Origin of the sequence: Arthrobacter dokdonellae (genome assembly GCF_003268655.1) — a bacterium.
GTDB lineage: Bacteria > Actinomycetota > Actinomycetes > Actinomycetales > Micrococcaceae > Specibacter > Specibacter dokdonellae.
The window spans coordinates 2,406,541-2,426,076 of record NZ_CP029642.1 but is presented as its reverse complement, the minus strand read 5'-3'; the positions used below and the strand labels follow the sequence as shown (position 1 = coordinate 2,426,076).

Genomic DNA, 19,536 nt, shown 5'->3' with positions numbered 1-19,536 from the left:
ACGGTCCCCACAAAGGCTGTTGAATTTCTCACAAACGGCGCACTGCCCACGGGCCTAGCACAACCCGCCCGCAGCGGCGGACGGCCAAAGATTGGTAGGCTGAAATGCTGGACAAGGGCCTCGTGGGGAAGCGCCTGTCACATCACTTTCACCCTCAAGGAGACCAAGCCCTCAATGACATCCGTGGCAACTGAATCACCGCGTGAACAGCTCTGGAACCGTCGTTACGACGAGAACATTGCACCCATTACGGAACTCTGCGACTCCCTGGCCGAAGCCCGGCCTGCGCAGCAGGTGGCGTATGTGGATCCGGTTCACGATGTCGATGATTGCCGCATCATCAGCCTCTTCTCCAACGTGGGCGAGATGGACGAGTCCGGTTACATCACGGCGGGCGACGAGCAGGCCACCACCCGCCTGCTGGGGATCCACTGGCAGCTGGGCCTGCGTCCCAGCTACGTGATGCCGTGGAACGTCCACCCCTGGTATACGCCGGGCCAGCCCAACGGAAGGCTCACCGCCCCGCAGATCGAGCAGGGCCTGCGCCCGTTGGCGAAGTTCATGACCCTGGTCCCCCGTGCCTCCGCCCTCGTGGCCCACGGCACCGAGGCCCACCGCCTGGCGGACCAGCTCCTCAAGGCCCAGGGCCCGATGCTCTACAAACGCGGCTTCGGCATTTACAAGGTGCGGTCCCTGAGCGGGCGCAGCTTTGCCGGTTCCGCCGAACGCCAGGCCGGCTGGCTGCTGGAGTCCGCCAAGGCCTACGCGGAATCCATGACCCGCAACGGCATCCCCGTCAAGGGCCGCTAGGGTCCCGCCCACAGCTGTGTTGCACAAGTTGGACCGATTTCCCTGTTTTTCGGCGTTTTCCGGCCAACTGGTGCAACACAGATCTTGAGCAGACGACGCCGGCACCTCCTGTCCCATGCCCGTTCCGTTAGGCTGTGGCCATGGCTGCGACGACGCACGGCCCAGCGCAAGTTCCACGCCTTTCGCGGCGGCGGCTGCTTGCCGCCGGGTGCGCGGTATCAGCATCCGCGGCACTGGCGGCCTGCCAGGCACCTGCGCCGGTCCCCACCGAAAGCGCCTCAACGGTTGTGGGGCTCGCCACGGGCCTTGACTCGCCGTGGTCCATGGCCGTGCTCGCCGACCAGTCAACCCTTGTGAGTGAACGGGACTCGGGGCAGGTGCTGGAGGTGTCGGCGTCGGGCGCCAAGCGCGTCGCCGGCACCGTGCCGGGTGTGGTCCACCAGGGCGAGGGCGGGCTGCTTGGCCTGGCCACGCGGCTGGGCAGCTGTCACCCGGGCGCCGACCCGCACACCGGCTGCCTTGACGTCTACGCGTATCTGACCACGGCGGTTGACAACCGGATCGTGCGGATGCCCTTGCTGGGCGCCGCCGGCAGCAGGTCCTTGGGTCCGGCCACCGTCGTCCTCCAGGGCATCCCCAAGTCCACCAACCATAACGGGGGCCGCATCGCCTTCGGCCCCGATGGGATGCTGTACGCGGGCACGGGCGACGCCGGCAACAACGCCAACGCGCAGAACAGGTCGTCGCTGTCCGGGAAGATCCTGCGCCTCACGCCCGACGGCGGCATTCCCGCCGGCAACCCGTTCCCCGGCAGCCCGGTCTGGAGCATGGGGCACCGGAACGTGCAGGGCATCGCCTGGGACAGCCGCGGCCGCATGTGGGCGTCCGAGTTCGGCCAGAACACCTGGGACGAACTCAACGACATCAAGCCCGGCAAAAACTACGGCTGGCCCACCGTCGAGGGAATGGGGGGCCGGGACCTGGCCCGGTTCACCAACCCGGTGCTTGTCTGGCCCACGGACCAGGCAAGCCCCAGCGGCATTGCCATCAGCGGCACAACCCTGTACATGGCCGCGCTGCGCGGCGAGCGGCTCTGGGTGGTGGACCTGGCCGGGACTCCCACCGCGCAGGCGTTCCTCACCGGGCAGCTGGGCCGCCTGCGCGATGTGGCGTTAACGCACGGCGGCCTGCTGCGTGTCCTGACGAACAACACGGACGGCCGCGGCACCCCCAAGCTTGGCGACGACAGGATCGTGGAACTCCAGCCCTGATCGGGCAACGGCCGGCGTACGCTGGGCCGGATGGCGCGCACGGACTTTCGGCGAGGAACGAGCCCAAATAAATCTTTCTGCGCGCGGCGGACCCAGCGGAAGCCGGCAGGACGCCCCTACGTCAGGTGCGGGGCCACGAGTTCGGCGTAGCGCGCCTTGACGGTGTCGACGACGTCGGCGTAGGGCAGGTTCCAGATGTCATCGTTGAAGATCTCCACCTCGACCACGCCGTCGTAGCCGGCCTCGGCAACCCACCGGCCGATGGAGGCGAAGTCAATGACGCCGTCGCCCATGAAGCCGCGGGACAAGAGCGCATCGGCGGCGATGGGCAGGTTGAAGTCGCACACCTGGTAGGAGGCGATGCGGCCTTCGGCCCCGGCCCGGGCAATCTGCTCCTGCAGGGCCGGGTCCCACCAGACGTGAAAGGTGTCCACCACGACGCCCACGGCCTCGACCGGGTGCGGCGCTGCCAAGTCCAAGGCCTGGCCCAGGGTTGAGAGCACAGCGCGGTCCGCCGCGTACATGGGGTGCAGCGCCTCCAGCACCAGCCGCACGCCGTGCTCCAGTGCGAATGGCACCAGCTCGGCGAGGCGGTCCCCCACCCGCTGCCGGGCCAAGACCAGGTCCTTGCCGCCCGTTTGGACAGCAGGGTCGGCGGCACCTTCCCCTACGCCGCCGTCGACGGCTCCGGGGGCCACGCTGAAGTCGGGCAGCCCGCCAACCACCATGATGACTTCCGTGGTGCCGAGCGCCTTCGCTTCCAGGATGGCCGCCTTGTTGTCGGCAAGGGCAGCCGCCTGGCCGCGGCCATCGGCAGCCGTCAGGAAGCCGCCGCGGCACAGGCTGGAAACCTGCAGGCCTGACGCCTTGACCAGCTCGACGGCGGTGTCCAGGCCGGCTTCGGCGACCTTGTCGCGCCACAGGCCAATGTGCTTCAACCCTGCCGCAACGCTGAGGTCGAGGGCCTCGGCCAGCGATGCCTTCTTGATGGTGGCCGTGTTGATGGACAGCTTTTCAAAGGTCTTCATGCACTGGCCCCTTCCGGCACGGTGGCTTCCGCGGAGACCGCTGATTCGACGCCGGCGGCGTTCAGAAAGCCGGCCATGCGGGTGGCGGCCATCCCGGGGTTGAGCAGCAGCCGGGCCGTGTTGGCGCGGCGGAACAGCTCCACCAGGTGGTTGACGTCGCGGCCCGAGTGCAGGCCGCCGACCATCTGGAAGCCGGCCTGGTAGCCGTTCAGCCAGGCGAGAAACGCGATCCCGGTCTTGTAGTAGTAGGTGGGTGCCTCGAAGATGTGCAGGCCCAGCTCACGCGTCGAGTCGAGGATGGCACGGGCTTCGGCGGCGCGGCCGGCGTCGTACTCCTGCAGGGCGGTTGAGGCGGCAGGGGCGATCGCGGCAAAGATGCCCAGCAGGGCATCCGAGTAGTGCGTGCCGTCGCCGTCGATCAGCTCGGGGTAGTTGAAGTCGTCGCCGGTGTACAGACGCACGCCCTCGGGAAGGGAGGCACGCAGCGCAACTTCGTGGCCGGCGTCGAGCAGGGATACCTTCACGCCGTCAACCTTGGCGGCGTGCGCCTGGATGAGCTGCTGGAAGGTGGCCGTGGCGGCGGCAATGTCATCGCTGCCCCAGTACCCGGCCAGGGCGGGATCGAACATGGTGCCCAACCAGTGCAGGACCACAGGTTCCTTGACCTCGGAGAGCAGCGTGCCGTAGAGGGCCAGGTAGTCCTCGGGGCCGCTGGCCACCTTGGCCAGGGCGCGGGAGGCCATGATGATGACCTTGGCGCCGGATGCCTCGACGACGGAGATCTGCTCGCGGTAGGCGGCCAGCACGGCTTCCAGGCCGGCCGCGCCAGGCCAAACGCCGGCCGGATCGAGCTGGTCGGTCCCGGCACCGCAGGCGAGGAGGTCGCGCACAGTGCGCTCCGGCGTCGCGATCTTCGCCGCCTCGGCGGCGCTGCGGGCAATGAGCTCCTGCGTGGCGGGCCAGTCCAGTCCCATGCCGCGCTGGGCCGTGTCCATGGCGTCCGCGATGCCCACGCCCCAGCTCCACAGCTCGCGGCGGAAGGCCAGGGTGGCGTCCCAGTCGATGTCGGCCGGCGCGCCGGGGACGTTGTTGCCCAGCACCTCCGGGATGACGTGGGCCGCGGCGTAGACCTTGCGGGACGTGATCAGCCCGGCGGGCTTGCGCCACGGCCCGGTGGGGTTGAGGGTGAGTGTTTCAAGCGCACCGGCGGCGCGCGGAAGGGTGATTGAAATCGCCATGGCCTAGAGCTCGATTTCCGGGATGTCCAAGGTGCGGCGCTCGGCGGAGGACCGCAGGCCCAGTTCGGCCAGCTGCACGCCGCGGGCTGCGGACAGCAGGCCAAAGCGGTGCTCGCGCCCGGCCACGACGTCGCGCAGGAATTCCTCCCACTGCAGCTTGAAGCCGTTGTCCAGGTCCGCGTTGGCCGGGACTTCCTGCCATTGCGCACGGAAGGATTCGGTCACGGGCAGGTCCGGGTTCCAGACGGGCTTGGGCGTGTGCGCGCGCTGCTGGGCCACGCACTTGTTCAGCCCGGCGACGGCGGAGCCGTGGGTGCCGTCGATCTGGAACTCCACGAGTTCGTCGCGGTAGACGCGCACCGCCCAGGAGGAGTTGATCTGCCCCACCACTTCGTCGCCGTCGGGCGTCTCCAGTTCGAAGATGCCGTAGGCGGCGTCGTCGGCCGTGGCCTTGTACTCCTTGCCTGCCTCGTCCCAGCGGGCGGGGATGTGGGTGGCGGTCTTGGCATTGACGGACTTGACCGTGCCGATGATGCCCTCCAGGACGTAGTTCCAGTGGCAGAACATGTCCGTGGTCATGCCGCCGCCGTCTTCCTTGCGGTAGTTCCAGGACGGGCGTTGGGCGGCCTGGTGGTCGCCTTCGAAGACCCAGTAGCCGAATTCCCCGCGGATGGAGAGGATGCGGCCGAAGAAGCCTTCGTCCACGAGGCGGCGCAGCTTGACCAGGCCCGGCAGGTACAGCTTGTCGTGCACTACGCCTGCGGTGATGCCGGCTTCCCGGCCGATGCGGGCCAGCTCAATGGCCTCTTCGAGGGTCTCCGCCGTGGGCTTCTCCGTAAAGATGTGCTTGCCGTTGCCCATGGCCTTCTTCAGTGTGGCGGCGCGCAGGCTCGTCATGGAGGCGTCGAAGACGACGTCGACCGTGGGGTCTGCAATGATCGCGTCCAGGTCGGTGGTCCAGTGCGCAACGTTGTGCAGCTCGGCCAGTTCGCGGACCTTCTCGGCGTTGCGGCCTACCAGGATGGGCTCAATGGCAACCTTGGTGCCGTCTTCGAGCGTCAGCCCGGTTTCGCGCAGCGGCAGGATGGAGCGCAGCAGGTGCTGGCGGTAGCCCATGCGTCCGGTGATGCCGTTCATGGCAATGCGGATGACCTTTTTCCTGCCGTCGGTGGTGGTGTCGGCGGCGGCCGTCTGCTCGGTGGTTGATGTCAGCGTCACTGGTAACTCCTTGGAAGCGGCGGGCGGCCGGAACCGGGGGGACCGGCGCGGCCTGGAATTTGGAAAGCGCTTTCCAATATATGCTGTAGCTAACGTCCGGTCAAGGCCCTTGCCCGGCCCGCCGGATCCCTGCGAGCAAACACGAGAAGGACGCCACCGTGAGCGTGAAACTAACAGAAGTGGCCCGGCAGGCCGGCGTGTCGCTTGCCACCGCCTCGAGGGTCCTGAACGGCTCCGACCGCACGCCCGCGGCCGGCATCGCCGACCGCGTGAGGGCCGCCGCGGAGGAGCTGGGCTATGTGGCCAACGCGCAGGCGCAGGCGCTGGCCCGCTCCACCACCGGACTGGTGGGCCTGGTGGTCCATGACATCGCCGACCCCTATTTCTCAGCCATTGCCCACGGCGTCCAGGAGGCCGCCCTGAAACGCCGCCACCAGGTACTGCTGGCCGGCACGGACATTGCCGGCGACACCGAATCGGAGGGCGGGGCCGAGCTCTCCGCCGTCAATGCCTTCATCTCCTACCGCACCGACGCAATCATCCTGGCGGCCTCGCGCCTGCACAGCGAGGACCCCCGGCTTTCCGCCGCACTGGGGCGCTACATCGCCAATGGCGGACGCGTGGTGGCCCTGGGCGCCACGCACATCCCGGGGGCGCAATCGCTCACCCTGCCCAACGAGGAGGGTGCCGCCGCCCTGGCCGCCGCCCTCATCGAACAGGGCCACCGGCGTTTCGCCATCCTGGCCGGGCCGCCGGAGCGCAACACTGCCCGCCACCGCGTGGAGGGTTTCACGCGGGCGCTGGCCGCCGCGGGCCTTGAGCCGGTGGCCGTGGTGCCGGGCGCGTTCAACAGCCAGGGCGGCTTCGACGCCACACTGGAATGCCTGGAACAAGTGGGCATCGCCGACAAGGACGCGGTCACCGGGATTGGAGCGGGCCCCGGGGACGACGCCGGCGCGGCAGGCCTGTGCCTGCTGGCGGCCAACGACGTCATGGCCCTCGGCGCCATGACGGCGCTGCGCTCGCGCGGGCTGCGCATCCCCCAGGACGTGCAGGTGGCCGGCTTTGACGACATCCCCACCCTGCGCGACCACTCCCCCGGCCTGACCACCTACCGGCTGCCCTTGGAACAGATCGGGCGGCTCGCGGCGGAACTGGCGTTGGACCCGTCGCGCAGTTCCGACGCCGCCATCGCGGGCCAGGTGGTATTACGCGAAAGTGCGGGCGCCGCACAGCCGGACGAGGCATAATCAGCACCATGACGACCAACGACGAGCACCCCGGCGAAGCAATGTCCACTCAAGATGCCTGGCGATTTTTGGAACACACCTCGTTTGGCCGGCTGGCGGTCAGCGTGGCCGACGTTCCGAACATCTTCCCCATCAACTACCTGGCGCACGACGGCAGGCTGCTCATGCGCACCAACCCCGGCACCAAGCTGGCCCAGCTGACGGTCAACAACTCGGTGGCCTTTGAAATTGACGGGATCGCGGAGTCGGAGGCCTGGAGCGTGGTGGTGGAGGGCACGGCCCGCGTGGTCGAGTCGCAAAGCGAGATCGACGCCCTGGACCTGCTGCCCCTGGCACCGTGGATCCGGACGAGGAAGTACACGTACGTGGAAATTACCCCGGGCAACGTCAGCGGCTTCCGCTTTGAGCTCGGCACCGAACCGGACCGCTAGGGCAGCCATCTCCCGGTACGATGGCGCGTTCCCCGCCTTGGCAGGGAACGCGCCGTCGTCAGCTGCCCGCAGGAACCGTCAGCTGCCCGCAGGAATCGTCAGCTGCCCGCAGGAACGCGGGTGACCCGCTACCACCTGTGCGCCACGTCAATCACCAGCCGCGACTGGCTGCCCGGACCGGACAGGACAAACACGGTGAACGGGAGCCTGGCCCGCACCCCCATGCCAAGGGTTGTCTGGGATTCAAAGCTGCCGGCCAGGGCCACCTGGCGGAAAGTGGCGAAGCCGGCCGTGTTGACCAGTTCATTCGGGTTGGCGGGCCGGTAGACTTGGGCGCCGGTGGCAACGTTGTATGTGGGATCCTTGACCGTTGCCTGCAGGAAGGCTCCTCCGCGCAGCGGCACCACGGCACCGCTGCCCTCCCTGTGGACCGCCGTGACGTACTGCACGGTGTAGCCTCCGGCGTGGCCGCCGATGTCAACGACGACGCGGTCAAAGCAGGGGTGTTGGCCTGCCCTGACGTTGGTGATGGGCGCGCTGGAGAGGGTGCCGGCCGACTTGGCCAGCGACCCCCAGGTGATCCCGCAGTAGGGTGCTGCCTGTGCCTGGCTTGGCGCGACGAAAACGAAGGCGGCGAGCAGCCCCAGTACTGCCAGCCATGACGTGAACTTTCTCATGGGGAACGCTTCCTCTGTGTTTGGGCGGGGTGATGGGTAGGTCCAGTATCAGCGCCACCGCGGTACGCGGGCGACCCCCTGCACCGAAACGGCGGCGAATCGTTAACGTGCGTCGCCGGTGGTCTCAAACGTTATGCGCCTCAGGCCCCGCCGCCCTTCCGTTACCGGGCGCGTGGACTGGCCGCTGTTTGTGGGTGTCTGCATCGGCACCACGCTGGTGATCGGCTCCGCCTGCGTGCTAAACAACGTCCTGGACCGCGACATCGACACCGTGATGGAGCGGACCAGGAAGCGGGCCACGGTGACGGGCCGCGTCCAGGCCCGCAACCTGACCGGCGTTCCGTGGGCGTGGGTGGCACCCGCCCCTATTGGTATTCGACGCCGGTTTCCAATCCCGGCGCGCCGGTGCGGTCCCGGCGCCAGCCGAGTGCGGCGATCCCCCACACCGCCAGGAACAGGCCCACGAGCAGCAGTCCGGCGTGGCCCAGGTCCAGCCCGGCGAGCCACGTGGTGACGGGGTCCGCCAGGCCCAATGCGTCGTGCAGGATGGCCGCGATGGTCAGCACCGATATGAACAGCGCCGACGTGGCCGAAAGCCCGGTGACCACCATGTTGAATCCGATCCGCCGGGCCGGGTTCATGATCGCCGAGCGGTACATTTTCATCATCGCCATCCCGTTGGCGGTGTCGCACAGCGTCATGGCGGCCGTGAAGGCCAGAGGCAGGGCAAGCAGCGCGGCAATGGAGATCCCGGCCAGTGCGGCGGAGGCGGTCAGCACCAGGAACGCGATCGTGGAGGCGGTGTCAAAGCCAAGGCCAAAGAGGAAGCCGAGCACGTAGATGTCGCGGGGCCGCTTGACGCGCGACAGGGGCTTGTTCATCAGCCGCGCCACCATTCCGGTGGGGGTAAGTTCGCCGTCGGCCACCGTCCCGCCGTGGCGGACGCGCCGGTACAGCACATTCGCCTTGAGGAACGCGGAGCCGTTGAACAGGCCGATGGACAGCAGGAACAGGGCGGAGACGCCGGCCCCAATGCCTGCCAGCACCATGTTGGCTGCGGATCCTTCCTGCAGCATGGTACCCATGATGCCGGCACCGCTGACCACTAGGATGCCGGCGAGAAGCACCACGGAACTGTGCCCCATGCTGAACGCAAAGCCGACGCTGACGGGCGCCCGGCCCTGCGCCGCGAATTTCCTGCTCGAATTGTCAATGGCCGCGATGTGGTCCCAGTCGTAGCTGTGCTTGACGCCGGCCATGTACGCTGCCAGCACCAGTCCCAGCGCCAGCGGGTGGGCGTCGTGGAGCAGCGAAAAGGTCAGCAGTGCCGCCACCATGAAGTGAAGCAGGGCCACCGCCGCAAAGGTGGCACCGGCGCGCCGGACAACAGGCAGCTGCTCGCGCTCAAGGTATCCCATCCGGGCGGTGGCGGTCATCAATACTTCCTCAGGTTCAGCGGGTCCTGGCCGTGCCAGCGGCCACGCAGCAGGTCGACGGCGGCGGCCAGCATTTCATTCAACGGTTCGGTGGTGCCGGAGAGTGCACGCAGCGCCAGTCCCGGACCGTCCAGGAGCGTGATGCCCAGCTGCCCTTGCGGATCCATGGGCGCCAGCGCGGCGTGAAGCTCGTCGACCAACGCCGCGTCGACGCGGGCGTCCATGACCAGCAGCGAACCCAGGTGGGTGTGGCGGTCCATGAAGGACATGCCGTCCACCGGTGAACCCGTCCCGGGCCGGATCAGGAGGTTGTCCAACACGGCCAGCCGGCCGCCAATGGAGATTTCGTTGCGCATCCGTATTTCGTCGTAGCGGAACGGCTTTCCATCCGGCGACCACCCCGGCGTCACCACCTCGGCCATGACGAACGAGGCGCCGGGGTCCATCTCCACCACTGTCACCTGCCCGTAGCTGGCCTCCCGGTAGGCGATCAACGGATCGGGCAGCAGCTCCATGCGGGCGCCGGCCGCCAGCCGGATGTGCAGGCGTTGTTCGGCCCGGCTGTCCGGCGTGCGGTAAACCTTGGTGGCCGACTGCGTCGTCAACAGCAGCTCGGCACCCGGCGCGACGTCGACCTCGATGAGGTACTTGTCCCCGCCAAGGTAGGCGCCGCCGGGATTGATGACCACATAACAAACCTGTCCGGACTCATCGAGGTAATGCGGACGCAAGACCCGCAGCGCGCCGTCGTGGTACTGCTTGACGGCGATCGACCTGTCTCCGCGCCGGTCGATGGACAGGGAAAGCGTCCCGGCCCATGTGGACGGTTCAGCAAGCCGGCCGACGGCGGCGGGTCCGGTGTTCCCGGAGGTCGCGGACCCGGTGTTCCCGGAGGTCGCGTAAAGGAGACCCCGCAGGCCGCCCGCGGCCGAGGAGTCGGATAGTCCCCAAGCGCTCCCACGGCTCGCAAGCTCGCCGCGGGTCCCTAGCGCTTGTGGGCCCAACCGAGGGAATGCCGGTCCGCCCTCAGCGACGGTTTCAGTCACCGTGATTCCAGGTCCAGCATGAGCACGTCGCGCTTAAGCCAGTTGATGACGTGTTCCAGTCCGTCGTCGGTCTTCAGGTTCGTGAAGCAGTACGGCTTGTGGCCACGGAATTCCAGCGTGTCGGCTTCCATCACCGAGAGGTCGGCGCCCACGTAGGGGGCAAGGTCCGTCTTGTTGATGATGAACAGGTCGGACTTGATCATGCCCTGCCCGGCCTTGCGGGGGATCTTTTCCCCCTGTGCCACATCGATGATGTAGATGGAGAAGTCCACCAGCTCCGGGCTGAACGTGGCCGAGAGGTTGTCGCCCCCCGACTCGATGAAGATGACCTGCAGGTCCGGGTGCCGTGCCTCCAGCTCCGCCACGGCGGCCGAGTTCATCGACGTGTCCTCGCGGATGGCCGTGTGGGGGCAGCCGCCGGTTTCAATGCCGATGATCCTGTCCAGCGGCAGCACGCTGTTCGCGGCCAGGATCTTGGCGTCCTCAATGGTGTAGATGTCGTTGGTGATGGCGGCGCTGGAAACCTCCCCGTCCAGGGCGCGGGTGAGGCGCTCCACGAGCTGGGTCTTGCCGGCGCCGACAGGGCCGCCAATGCCAATCTTGATGGGCTTCATGGTTTTCTCCTTCTACGGTTTCAGGACATGAACATGCGGGCCCGCTGGCGTTCGTGCTGCATCTGTGCGATCTCCAGCCCCGGCGCGGTGACGCCAAAGTCTTCCCGCCCCAGCGTTTGGACAAGCACGACGCCGTCACCCACCTCCCGGTGCGCAGCGCGCAGGACGCGCTGGCCGGCATTTTGGCCGATCGGGATGCCCCTGATGGCGTTTTGTGTCAGCGACGTGGCGGTGGAAAACATGTAGGTGGCCAGCAGCTCGGCGGCGGGTACTCCCAGGGACTTTCCCGCCACGGCAAACGCCAGGGCGGGGTGCCCGGCGCAGTCGCCGCGGGCCACGGCCCTGGCGAAGCTTTCCAGTTCCCGGGAAGGTGCCACGGAGCGGGCGATGTCCAGCATGCGCGCACCCATCTTCACGCCCGCTTCACGGATTTCCCGGGGCAGCGCAGCGGCGTGCAGTTCGTGGTCCACCCGGAACAGTTCCTCCTCGCTCGCCGCCTCCAGTGCGAAGCGGATGGCCAGCCCGTCACTGTGGACCAGCTGGATCCGGATGAACTGGGTCAGCCAGTCCGCGAAGGTGGGCTCGTCGTGGACCTGGCCGCGGTGCAGGCTGGTTTCCAGGCCGAGGGAGTGGCTGAAGGACCCGGTGGGCAGGGCCGAATCGCTGAGCTGAAGCAGCGCCAGAAGGTACGCGGGGGCGGTGGAAGTCATGCCGGGCCTCAGTGCGTGTGTCCGGCGTGCCGGAACGGCACGGGCATGACGCGTTCCTGCCGCGAGTACGCCACGCCTACGTGCTTGAGGTAGTCCTCCACGGTGTGGTCGTAGGCCAGCACCATCACTTCCGCGCCGTACTCGGAGCCGGCGCCAAAGAACTGGGCCTGCATGTGCCGGTTGCCCAAGTTGTGGGCCACCACCCCCATTTCCTGGATGGAGGCGGGGGCGATGACCAGCACGTCGGTGTGTTCGACGGCCACGACGATGGCGTTGTGCCCGTCCATGAACAGGACGTCGCCGTCGCGCAGGTCAGGCGCCTTGTCGCCCGCAAGCCGTATGCCCAGTTCCTTGCCGTGGTCCGTGGTGACCCGCTGGATGCGTTTGACCAGGGCGGCGGAGGGCAGCAGCACCTTCTCCTCATGGAGGCCCGCAAGCGAATCCGGGTCGAACGATTGTGTGGCGGGGTCAAACTTGTTGCCCAGGACCTTTTCGATGATCACAGCGCTCTCCTTAAAACAGGAAGTAGCGCTGGGCCATGGGCAGGACCTTTGACGGCTCCGCGGTGACGACCTCGCCGTCCACGCGCACCTCGTACGTTTCCGGATCCACCTGGATGTCCGGGGTGCCTCCGTTGCGCTTCATGTCCGCCTTAGTGAGGTTGCGGATGCCGCGGCAGGGGCGCACCTCGTGCTGCAGGCCAAGTTGCGCCGGCACGCCGGCGTCGACCGCGGCCTGGGACATGAACGTGATGGACGAGGAATGCACGGCCCGTCCCAGTGCGGCGAAGTTCTGGCGCAGGGTCCGCGGCTGCGGGGTGGGGATGGAGGCGTTGGGGTCGCCCATGACGCTCATGACCATCTGGCCGCCCTTGAGCACCATCTCCGGCTTGACGCCAAAGAACGCCGGCTCCCACAGCACCAGGTCGGCAAACTTGCCTTCCTCGACGCTGCCCACGGAGTCGGCGATGCCGTGGGCGATGGCCGGGTTGATCGTGTATTTCGCCACAAAGCGCTTAAGGCGCGCGTTGTCGCCCACGGAGGGGTCGTCGTCATACTTGCCGCGCTGGCGCTTCATGGCGTCGGCCACCTGCCAGGTGCGCAGCACCACCTCGCCCACGCGGCCCATGGCCTGCGAGTCGGAGGAGGTGATGGAGAAGATGCCCATGTCGTGCAGGACGTCCTCGGCGGCGATGGTCTCCTTGCGGATGCGGGAGTCGGCGAAGGCCACGTCCTCCGGGATGTCCGGGCTGAGGTGGTGGCAGACCATCAACATGTCCAGGTGCTCGTCGATGGTGTTGACCGTGTAGGGCAGCGTGGGGTTCGTCGAGGCCGGGAGCACGTTGGGCAGTCCGGCCACCTTGATGATGTCCGGTGCGTGGCCGCCGCCGGCGCCTTCCGTGTGGAAGGTGTGGATGACGCGGCCGTCGATCGCCTTGATGGTGTCCTCGACAAAGCCGCATTCGTTGAGCGTGTCGGAGTGGATGGCCACCTGGACGTCGTATTCGTCCGCCACCCGCAGGGACATGTCGATCGAGGAGGTGGTGGAGCCCCAGTCCTCGTGGACCTTCAACCCGATGGCGCCGGCGCGGATCTGCTCGGCGAGCGGCTCGAGGGCGCTGGCGTGGCCCTTGCCGAGCAGGCCGATGTTGATGGGCATGTTGTCCACGGCCTGGAGCATCTTGGAAATGTGCCAGGCGCCAGGGGTGACGGTGGTGGCCTTGCTGGCGTCGGAGGGGCCCGTGCCGCCGCCGATGAGGGTGGTGACGCCGGAGGCCAGCGCCACGGGGATCTGGTCGGAACTGACAAAGTGCACATGGGTGTCGATGCCGCCGGCTGTGAGGATCTTCCCTTCTCCGGCGATGATGTCGGTGGCCACGCCGATGGTGATGTCCACGCCGTCGGAGATTTGCGGGTTGCCGGCCTTGCCGATCTTGAAGATGTGCCCGTCGCGCAGGGCGACGTCGGCCTTGTAGATGCCGGTGTAGTCGAGCACGACCACGTTGGTGATGACGGTGTCGGGGATGTCCTCGTCGCGGATCAGCTGTCCGTTTTGGCCCATGCCGTCGCGGATGACCTTGCCGCCGCCGTAAACCACTTCCTCGCCGTACTTCGTCAGGTCGTGTTCGATCTCGGCAAAGAGTTCGGTGTCGGCCAGGCGGACGGCGTCACCGGTGGTGGGGCCGTACAGGTCCGAATACTGCTTGCGGCTCAGTTCGAAGCTCATTTGCTGCCTCTCCCTGCCGTGCCGGCGTCGACTCTCCCTGCCGTGCCGGCGTCGAGGGGACCATTCACCCGGTTCTGGAAGCCGTAGACTTCCCGGGCGCCGGAGAGCGCTATCAGGTTGATGGTCTTGGCGTCGCCGGGCTCGAAGCGCACGGCGGTGCCTGCCGGGATGTCGAGCCGGCAGCCCCGGGCCTCGCCGCGCTCAAACTCCAGCGCGCTGTTGACTTCCAGGAAATGGTAGTGCGATCCGACCTGGATGGGCCGGTCCCCGCGGTTGGTGACCTGCAGCGACTTCGATTCTGAACCCCCGTTGCAGGTGATGGGATCGGTACGGAGGATGTATTCACCCGGAATCATGGCATGCCTTTCAATGCACGGCGCTCTGCTGGGACAGGCCGTCAGCGGATGGGGTTGTGGACTGTGACAAGCTTCGTGCCGTCGGGAAAGGTCGCCTCGACCTGGACGTCCTTGATCATTTCCGCGACGCCTTCCATGACGTCGTCCCGGTTCAGGATGGTGCTGCCCCAGCTCATCAGGTCCGCGACCGTGCGTCCGTCGCGGGCACCCTCGATCAGCTCGTAGGTCAGGATTGCCACCGCTTCGGGATGGTTGAGCTTCAGCTGCCGCGCCTGCCTCCGGCGTGCCAGGTCCGCGGCCACCACGACCATGAGTTTTTCGTGTTCCCGTGGCGTCAAGTGCATATGGTTCTCCTCAAGTCTGGAAAGGATTCCAGTGGCCACCCGACATCTACAACTGGCAGGCGACCGTGCCCGGAGATCCGCGGGTAGGGTCAGGCTATCAGAACAGGGGACCCTTCCGGATGGGGCCCGGGACCGCCCGCCGGGTTGACAGAAAGCTCCCAGCTTCGCCGCTGCGCCACGGGACTACCATGGATAGTTGACAGAGGTAACCACCGCCGCTGCCCATGGACGTGACAGCTTCCCAGGGAGTGCGAAAATCGTGGCCAAGGCTTCATTGACACCATCCACGGCATTGACAAATTCGGCCGGCGCACGCGCGCGGGCCCGCCGTGACCGTGACCTCGCCAGCCCCCGCTACAAGTGGATCGTGCTGTCCAACACCACGCTTGGCGTGTTGATGGCCACGATCAACGCGTCGATCCTGTTGATCGCGTTGCCTGACATTTTCCGCGGCGTCGGGATCAACCCGCTGGCTCCCGGCAACACCTCGCTGCTGCTTTGGCTCATCATGGGCTACATGGTGGTGACGGCCGTCCTGGTGGTCAGCTTCGGCAGGCTCGGCGACATGTTCGGGCGGGTGAAAATGTATAACGCCGGCTTTGCGATTTTCACCGTCTTTTCCATCCTGCTCGCCGCCACCTGGCTCAGTGGCGTGCCCGGCGTGTACTGGCTGATCATCATGCGCGTCCTGCAGGGCGTGGGCGGTGCACTGCTGATGGCCAATTCCACCGCCATCATCACCGACGCGTTTGGCGTGGACCAGCGCGGCCTGGCGCTGGGGCTGAACCAAGTGGCGGGCATCGCAGGCTCCTTCCTGGGGTTGATCATTGGCGGCCTGCTGGGACCCATCGACTGGCGGCTGGTGTTTCTGGTCTCCGTCCCCGTCGGCCTCTTCGGCACGGCGTGGGCGTACCTGAAGCTGCACGACAACGGCATCCGGCAACCGGCCCGGCTCGACTGGTGGGGCAACATCACCTTTGCCTCCGGGCTCGTCGCCGTGCTGGTGGGCATCACGTACGGGATCCAGCCGTACGGAGGGCACACCATGGGCTGGACCAACCCGTGGGTGCTTTCCGCGCTGATCGGCGGCACAGTGGTGCTGGCAATCTTCGCCGCCATCGAAATGCGGGTGCCCGAGCCCATGTTTGAGCTGAAGCTGTTCAGGATCCGCGCCTTCACGGCCGGGAACCTGGCCAGCCTGCTGTCCGCCATTGGCCGTGGCGGGCTGATGTTCATCCTGATCATCTGGCTCCAGGGCATCTGGCTCCCCCGCCACGGCTACGACTTCGCCAACACGCCGCTGTGGGCCGGCATCTACATGCTGCCGCTGACGGCCGGCTTCCTGGTGGCCGGCCCGGTGTCCGGCTGGATCTCGGACAGGATGGGCGCCCGCCTGCTGGCCACCGGCGGAATGGTGGTCGCGGCCCTGAGCTTCTGGTGGCTGCTCCTGCTGCCCGTGGACTTCCAGTACTGGACGTTTGCCCTGGCCCTGCTCGTCAACGGGATGGGCATGGGCCTCTTCGCCGCACCCAACCGGGCCGGCATCATGAACAGCCTGCCGCCCAACCGCCGCGGCGTCGGCGCCGGCATGAGCACCACCTTCCAAAATTCCGCCATGGTGCTCTCCATCGGCATCTTCTTCTCCCTCATGGTCACGGGGCTGGCCCGCACACTGCCGGCCACGCTCACCAGCGGGCTCACGGCGCACGGCGTCAGCGCGGCCGACGCCGGCCACATCGCCTCGCTGCCGCCGGTCTCCGTGCTGTTTGCCTCCCTGCTGGGCTACAATCCCGTGCAGACGCTGCTGGGGCCAGCCGCGCTGGCCCGCCTGTCCCCGGTCGACGCCGCGTACCTCACCGGCCGCGGCTTCTTCCCCGCACTGATCTCCGGGCCGTTCGCCGACGGGCTCGCCGTGGCCTTTGGCTTTGCCATCGCCGCCTGCCTGGTGGCCGCGGTCGCCTCGGCGCTGCGCGGGGGCAAGTATGCCTACTCCGAGCCGGCGGGAGTGCCTGCCGGCAGTCCAGGCACGGCGCCGGGCGATGCCGTCCACGGAGGTGGCCCGCCCGCGGGCATCCCGGCTGGACGGTTGCCTGCCGGCGTGACGTCCGACAATTTTCCGCCCGCGCGTCGTGTGCCCGCCGTCGAACGCCGCCGACGGCCGGGTGCGGCGCCCGCCACCGGCCATGCCCAGACCGGCACGGGGCCGGCCCGCCATGCGCCGGCCGCCACACAGCAGCCGGTGCCCCGGCACCGCCTGGAGTAAGACCCTGGACAAAAAAGGGGCACGATGGGAGCTTGCCGCCCGTGGCGGCGCGGGGCCCCCTTGACCTTGCAGGGGAAAAGGCCTGCAATGGAATCAGGGAACCGGTGCGGCCGGCTCCTTGTGCGGGTGTCCGGGCCGCAGGCCCGGGACGGTTGGCGGGAGGTGCCACGATGGTTGTTACAGCCCTTGCAGGACTCACCTTAATGGCTGTGCTGGTGGTGCTGTCCACGGCTGGAACCGTTTGGCTGGTGAAGGTTCGTCCGGCCGTGGAACACGACCCCGACACCCAGTTCTGGTACCTCTTTGCCGGCCTGTGCATCCTCCTGCCGTCCGTCCTGATCACCGCGGTGCTGAACCGCTGGGCGGGCGCGGCGCTGGCGGTGCTCGCGGCGGGTACATGGTGGTGGACGAACAGGGTGGTTTCCCGGCGCATTCACCTGCTGGCCGACGCGGACGCGCGGCACGTTGACGACGCGGAGCGCCGCGCGGTTTCGGCCCGGCACAACTCGTTGCTCGCCCGCTGGCGCCGGTATGAACTGGACCCGGCCGAGGCCATCGACTTCCCGGCGATGTCCGACGTGCGGGTTCCGGAAACGTCGGCCATGGTCAAGGCGATGGCCCTGGCGGAACGGCTGCGGCGCAGCACCGGGCCCGGTGGCACCGCCGAGTACCGGGCCGCCGTCGCCGTTTTGGAGAGCGCATTCAAGACGGCCGAAGACGCCGCGACGCAGGCGGCCGCGGGACGCACCTGACGACCCTCCCGAGGAAGGGGGCCCCGTTCCGTGGATGCTCCCTCCGGGTGTGACAGGCATTGTCTGGGCCCGAAATCGGCCGTAGTATCGCCGTAAACGAGTGGAGGGTGTGTGCCATGCCAGGACAGGAACCGCCAGTGGACGGACCGGACGCAAAAAGACCACCTGTTGACCAACCTTCGGACAACGGACCGCATACCGGGGGCGGGGGCTCCGGTGCGCAGGACCCCGCCGCGGATGCCCCGCGGCGCGGGCGGCATGCGGCTCCACTGGCCGGCCCCGAACTCGTTCCGCTCCCCGGCAGCAGCCGGGAGCCGGCCCCGCAGGCACTCCACCTCCCGCCGCCAAGCGGAACCCCGGACGAGCTGTACATGGAGGACATCACGGTAACCGTCGTGCTGCGGCGTGCCGGTACCGCTGCCGACGGCACCGGGTCGCCCACATCAGCCGCACCGGCAGACGTCGAACTCGCCACCCGGACCTTCACCGGACTGGGTGCCAGGGTGGTGGAGACCGATCCCGTGTCGCGCAGGCTGCGGATCGCCGGGCCCGTGGGACTGCTCTGCTCCCTTTTTGGCACCGAGCTCGACACGGTTTCCAGCGTCGGGCCCAACAATGAAAGCAGCACACACCGCCACCGCACCGGCGGACTGAGCGTTCCGGCGGCGCTGGACGGGGTGGTCACCGCCGTGCTGGGCCTGGACGACAGGCCAACGGCTCGCGCCCCCTTTCACTTCGCGCCGGCGGCCGCCGGCAACGTAAGCTACACGCCGCTGGAGCTGGGCCGCATCTACGATTTCCCGGCCGGCACCGACGGCGGCGGCCAGGTCATTGCCATCATCGAACTGGGTGGCGGGTTTGGCCAGGCGGACCTGGACACATACTTCTCGGGGCTGGGGATCACCGGCCCGACCGTCCAGGCGGTGGGCGTGGACGGTGCCGTCAACGTGCCCGGCGGCGATCCGCAGGGGGCGGACGGAGAGGTGCTCCTGGACATCGAAGTCGCCGGAGCGCTGGCACCGAAAGCCACCTTGAAGGTCTACTTTGCGCCGAACACCGACGCCGGTTTCCTCGACGCCGTCGCCAAGGCGACCCACGACACCCCCGCCCCGGCGGCGATCAGCATCAGCTGGGGCCAGAGCGAGGACCAATGGACGGCGCAGGCGCGCACCGCCATGGACGATGCCTTCATCGACGCCGGCATGCTGGGCATCACGGTAACCGCGGCGGCCGGCGACAACGGCAGCGCCGATGCCCAGGGCGACGGGAGCAACCATGCCGACTTCCCGGCGTCGAGCCCGCATGTGCTCGCCTGCGGCGGCACGCGGCTCGAGGCGGACGGCTCCACTGGAAAGGTGGCCAGCGAAACGGTGTGGAACGACTCCTCCAGTTCAGCCACCGGCGGCGGAGTCAGCGACACCTTCCCCCTGCCCGACTGGCAGCAGCACGTCACGGTGCTGTCCGGCGCCGGCCCCGCGACCACACCCAAGGGCCGCGGGGTGCCCGACGTCGCCGCCGTTGCCGATCCACAGACCGGCTACCAGGTCAGGGTCGACGGGACGGACATGGTCATCGGCGGCACCAGCGCCGTGGCGCCGCTGTGGGCCGCACTCGTTGCCCGGCTGGCCCAGACCCGGGGCAGCGGGCTGGGACTGCTGCAGCCCCAGCTCTACCCCGGAGAGACCCAGGCGCAGGCCGGACCGGGCTTCCGTGACGTGACGGTCGGCAACAACGGCAGCTACCACGCCACGCCAGGCTGGGACGCCTGCACCGGCCTGGGCGTACCCGACGGGACCGCGTTACAGGGGGTTCTGGCGACCGGGACCGGCAAGTCCTAAGCGCCCCCGGCGGGGGCGGTGTGTCCGT

General features: G+C 68.0%; 19 protein-coding genes and 1 pseudogene. 8 read left to right on the top strand and 12 right to left on the bottom strand.

Going from position 1 to position 19,536, the window contains the following annotated elements; translation table 11 throughout:
• The first annotated feature begins 174 nt into the window (after window positions 1-174).
• Both DMB86_RS10830 and DMB86_RS10825 read left to right on the top strand, forming a co-directional pair.
• On the top strand, window positions 175-810 hold the full coding sequence (locus DMB86_RS10830; protein ID WP_113717804.1) for a uracil-DNA glycosylase family protein: 636 nt from the start codon (window positions 175-177) through the stop codon (window positions 808-810).
• A 140-nt stretch (window positions 811-950) separates the two neighbouring features.
• Entirely contained in the window at window positions 951-2,081 is a 1,131-nt protein-coding gene (locus DMB86_RS10825) for a PQQ-dependent sugar dehydrogenase (RefSeq protein ID WP_113717802.1), read from the top strand.
• Window positions 2,082-2,197: 116 nt separating this feature from the next.
• Here DMB86_RS10825 and DMB86_RS10820 read toward each other — a convergent pair whose 3' ends face one another.
• Genes DMB86_RS10820 through DMB86_RS10810 form a run of 3 tightly spaced genes read right to left on the bottom strand, consistent with a single transcriptional unit; the run spans window position 2,198 to window position 5,484 of the window.
• Window positions 2,198-3,109 (bottom strand): sugar phosphate isomerase/epimerase family protein, encoded by a 912-nt coding sequence (locus tag DMB86_RS10820; RefSeq protein ID WP_113717800.1) that lies wholly within the window; start codon window positions 3,107-3,109, stop codon window positions 2,198-2,200.
• A complete protein-coding gene (locus DMB86_RS10815) occupies window positions 3,106-4,347 on the bottom strand; it encodes a dihydrodipicolinate synthase family protein (RefSeq protein ID WP_113717799.1) in 1,242 nt (413 codons plus the stop codon). Before DMB86_RS10815 ends, DMB86_RS10820 begins: the two co-directional genes overlap by 4 nt.
• Window positions 4,348-4,350: 3 nt before the next feature.
• Complete coding sequence (locus tag DMB86_RS10810) at window positions 4,351-5,484, bottom strand: Gfo/Idh/MocA family protein (RefSeq protein WP_113719494.1); 1,134 nt, start codon at window positions 5,482-5,484, stop codon at window positions 4,351-4,353.
• Window positions 5,485-5,723: 239 nt separating this feature from the next.
• Here DMB86_RS10810 and DMB86_RS10805 point away from each other — a divergent pair, with 239 nt between their 5' ends.
• Both DMB86_RS10805 and DMB86_RS10800 read left to right on the top strand, forming a co-directional pair.
• Window positions 5,724-6,815, top strand: a complete 1,092-nt coding sequence (locus DMB86_RS10805; protein WP_227878316.1) for a LacI family DNA-binding transcriptional regulator — start codon at window positions 5,724-5,726, stop codon at window positions 6,813-6,815.
• Between the two features lie 8 nt (window positions 6,816-6,823).
• On the top strand, window positions 6,824-7,246 hold the full coding sequence (locus DMB86_RS10800) for a pyridoxamine 5'-phosphate oxidase family protein (RefSeq protein ID WP_113717797.1): 423 nt from the start codon (window positions 6,824-6,826) through the stop codon (window positions 7,244-7,246).
• Between the two features lie 128 nt (window positions 7,247-7,374).
• Here the strand turns inward: DMB86_RS10800 and DMB86_RS10795 are convergent, their stop codons facing one another.
• Complete coding sequence (locus tag DMB86_RS10795; RefSeq protein WP_113717795.1) at window positions 7,375-7,923, bottom strand: AMIN-like domain-containing (lipo)protein; 549 nt, start codon at window positions 7,921-7,923, stop codon at window positions 7,375-7,377.
• Between the two features lie 133 nt (window positions 7,924-8,056).
• On the opposite strand from DMB86_RS10795, the pseudogene DMB86_RS21030 reads away from it, so the two are divergent.
• Window positions 8,057-8,197 (top strand): annotated as a pseudogene (locus DMB86_RS21030) (hypothetical protein); the annotation flags it as partial.
• 91 nt (window positions 8,198-8,288) lie between these two features.
• Here the strand turns inward: DMB86_RS21030 and DMB86_RS10785 are convergent.
• From DMB86_RS10785 to DMB86_RS10750, 8 genes are read right to left on the bottom strand one after another with little or no spacing between them, the layout of a single operon-like run.
• Complete coding sequence (locus DMB86_RS10785; protein ID WP_113717791.1) at window positions 8,289-9,359, bottom strand: HoxN/HupN/NixA family nickel/cobalt transporter; 1,071 nt, start codon at window positions 9,357-9,359, stop codon at window positions 8,289-8,291.
• The gene (locus DMB86_RS10780) at window positions 9,359-10,405 is read right to left on the bottom strand and encodes an urease accessory protein UreD (RefSeq protein ID WP_335645000.1); all 1,047 of its coding nucleotides are present in this window, start codon (window positions 10,403-10,405) and stop codon (window positions 9,359-9,361) included. Before DMB86_RS10780 ends, DMB86_RS10785 begins: the two co-directional genes overlap by 1 nt.
• Window positions 10,402-11,019, bottom strand: a complete 618-nt coding sequence (gene ureG / locus DMB86_RS10775) for an urease accessory protein UreG (protein WP_113717789.1) — start codon at window positions 11,017-11,019, stop codon at window positions 10,402-10,404. The genes DMB86_RS10780 and ureG overlap by 4 nt, the downstream gene beginning before the upstream one ends.
• 20 nt (window positions 11,020-11,039) lie before the next feature.
• Window positions 11,040-11,729: an urease accessory protein UreF gene (locus DMB86_RS10770; RefSeq protein ID WP_113717788.1), complete on the bottom strand. Its 690-nt coding sequence runs from the start codon at window positions 11,727-11,729 to the stop codon at window positions 11,040-11,042.
• An 8-nt stretch (window positions 11,730-11,737) separates the two neighbouring features.
• Window positions 11,738-12,232: an urease accessory protein UreE gene (ureE, locus tag DMB86_RS10765; protein WP_113717786.1), complete on the bottom strand. Its 495-nt coding sequence runs from the start codon at window positions 12,230-12,232 to the stop codon at window positions 11,738-11,740.
• A gap of 10 nt (window positions 12,233-12,242) precedes the next feature.
• Window positions 12,243-13,955, bottom strand: a complete 1,713-nt coding sequence (gene ureC, locus DMB86_RS10760) for an urease subunit alpha (RefSeq protein WP_113717784.1) — start codon at window positions 13,953-13,955, stop codon at window positions 12,243-12,245.
• Entirely contained in the window at window positions 13,952-14,311 is a 360-nt protein-coding gene (locus DMB86_RS10755; RefSeq protein WP_113717782.1) for an urease subunit beta, read from the bottom strand. Before DMB86_RS10755 ends, ureC begins: the two co-directional genes overlap by 4 nt.
• A gap of 41 nt (window positions 14,312-14,352) precedes the next feature.
• Window positions 14,353-14,655 carry an urease subunit gamma gene (locus tag DMB86_RS10750; RefSeq protein ID WP_113717780.1) on the bottom strand — a complete coding sequence of 101 codons (303 nt, stop codon included), beginning with the start codon at window positions 14,653-14,655 and terminating at the stop codon, window positions 14,353-14,355.
• A gap of 274 nt (window positions 14,656-14,929) precedes the next feature.
• Between DMB86_RS10750 and DMB86_RS10745 the strand changes: the two genes are divergently transcribed.
• From DMB86_RS10745 to DMB86_RS10735, 3 genes are all read left to right on the top strand, one after another.
• The gene (locus DMB86_RS10745; RefSeq protein ID WP_227878315.1) at window positions 14,930-16,918 is read left to right on the top strand and encodes an MFS transporter; all 1,989 of its coding nucleotides are present in this window, start codon (window positions 14,930-14,932) and stop codon (window positions 16,916-16,918) included.
• Window positions 16,919-17,121: 203 nt separating this feature from the next.
• Window positions 17,122-17,670, top strand: coding sequence for a hypothetical protein (locus tag DMB86_RS10740; RefSeq protein WP_113717778.1), 549 nt, complete (start codon window positions 17,122-17,124; stop codon window positions 17,668-17,670).
• A 137-nt stretch (window positions 17,671-17,807) separates the two neighbouring features.
• The gene (locus tag DMB86_RS10735) at window positions 17,808-19,508 is read left to right on the top strand and encodes a S53 family peptidase (protein ID WP_227878314.1); all 1,701 of its coding nucleotides are present in this window, start codon (window positions 17,808-17,810) and stop codon (window positions 19,506-19,508) included.
• The last annotated feature ends 28 nt before the right edge of the window (window positions 19,509-19,536 follow it).

Coding starts and splice junctions, on each gene's coding strand:
- DMB86_RS10740 (WP_113717778.1), top strand. CDS start 17,122: ATGGCTGTGCTGGTGGTGCTGTCCACGGCTGGAACCGTTTGGCTGGTG.
- DMB86_RS10820 (WP_113717800.1), bottom strand. CDS start 3,109: ATGAAGACCTTTGAAAAGCTGTCCATCAACACGGCCACCATCAAGAAG.
- DMB86_RS10770 (WP_113717788.1), bottom strand. CDS start 11,729: ATGACTTCCACCGCCCCCGCGTACCTTCTGGCGCTGCTTCAGCTCAGC.
- DMB86_RS10825 (WP_113717802.1), top strand. CDS start 951: ATGGCTGCGACGACGCACGGCCCAGCGCAAGTTCCACGCCTTTCGCGG.
- DMB86_RS10755 (WP_113717782.1), bottom strand. CDS start 14,311: ATGATTCCGGGTGAATACATCCTCCGTACCGATCCCATCACCTGCAAC.
- DMB86_RS10785 (WP_113717791.1), bottom strand. CDS start 9,359: ATGACCGCCACCGCCCGGATGGGATACCTTGAGCGCGAGCAGCTGCCT.
- DMB86_RS10795 (WP_113717795.1), bottom strand. CDS start 7,923: ATGAGAAAGTTCACGTCATGGCTGGCAGTACTGGGGCTGCTCGCCGCC.
- DMB86_RS10815 (WP_113717799.1), bottom strand. CDS start 4,347: ATGGCGATTTCAATCACCCTTCCGCGCGCCGCCGGTGCGCTTGAAACA.
- ureG (WP_113717789.1), bottom strand. CDS start 11,019: ATGAAGCCCATCAAGATTGGCATTGGCGGCCCTGTCGGCGCCGGCAAG.
- DMB86_RS10800 (WP_113717797.1), top strand. CDS start 6,824: ATGACGACCAACGACGAGCACCCCGGCGAAGCAATGTCCACTCAAGAT.
- DMB86_RS10810 (WP_113719494.1), bottom strand. CDS start 5,484: ATGAACGGCATCACCGGACGCATGGGCTACCGCCAGCACCTGCTGCGC.
- DMB86_RS10830 (WP_113717804.1), top strand. CDS start 175: ATGACATCCGTGGCAACTGAATCACCGCGTGAACAGCTCTGGAACCGT.
- ureC (WP_113717784.1), bottom strand. CDS start 13,955: ATGAGCTTCGAACTGAGCCGCAAGCAGTATTCGGACCTGTACGGCCCC.
- DMB86_RS10750 (WP_113717780.1), bottom strand. CDS start 14,655: ATGCACTTGACGCCACGGGAACACGAAAAACTCATGGTCGTGGTGGCC.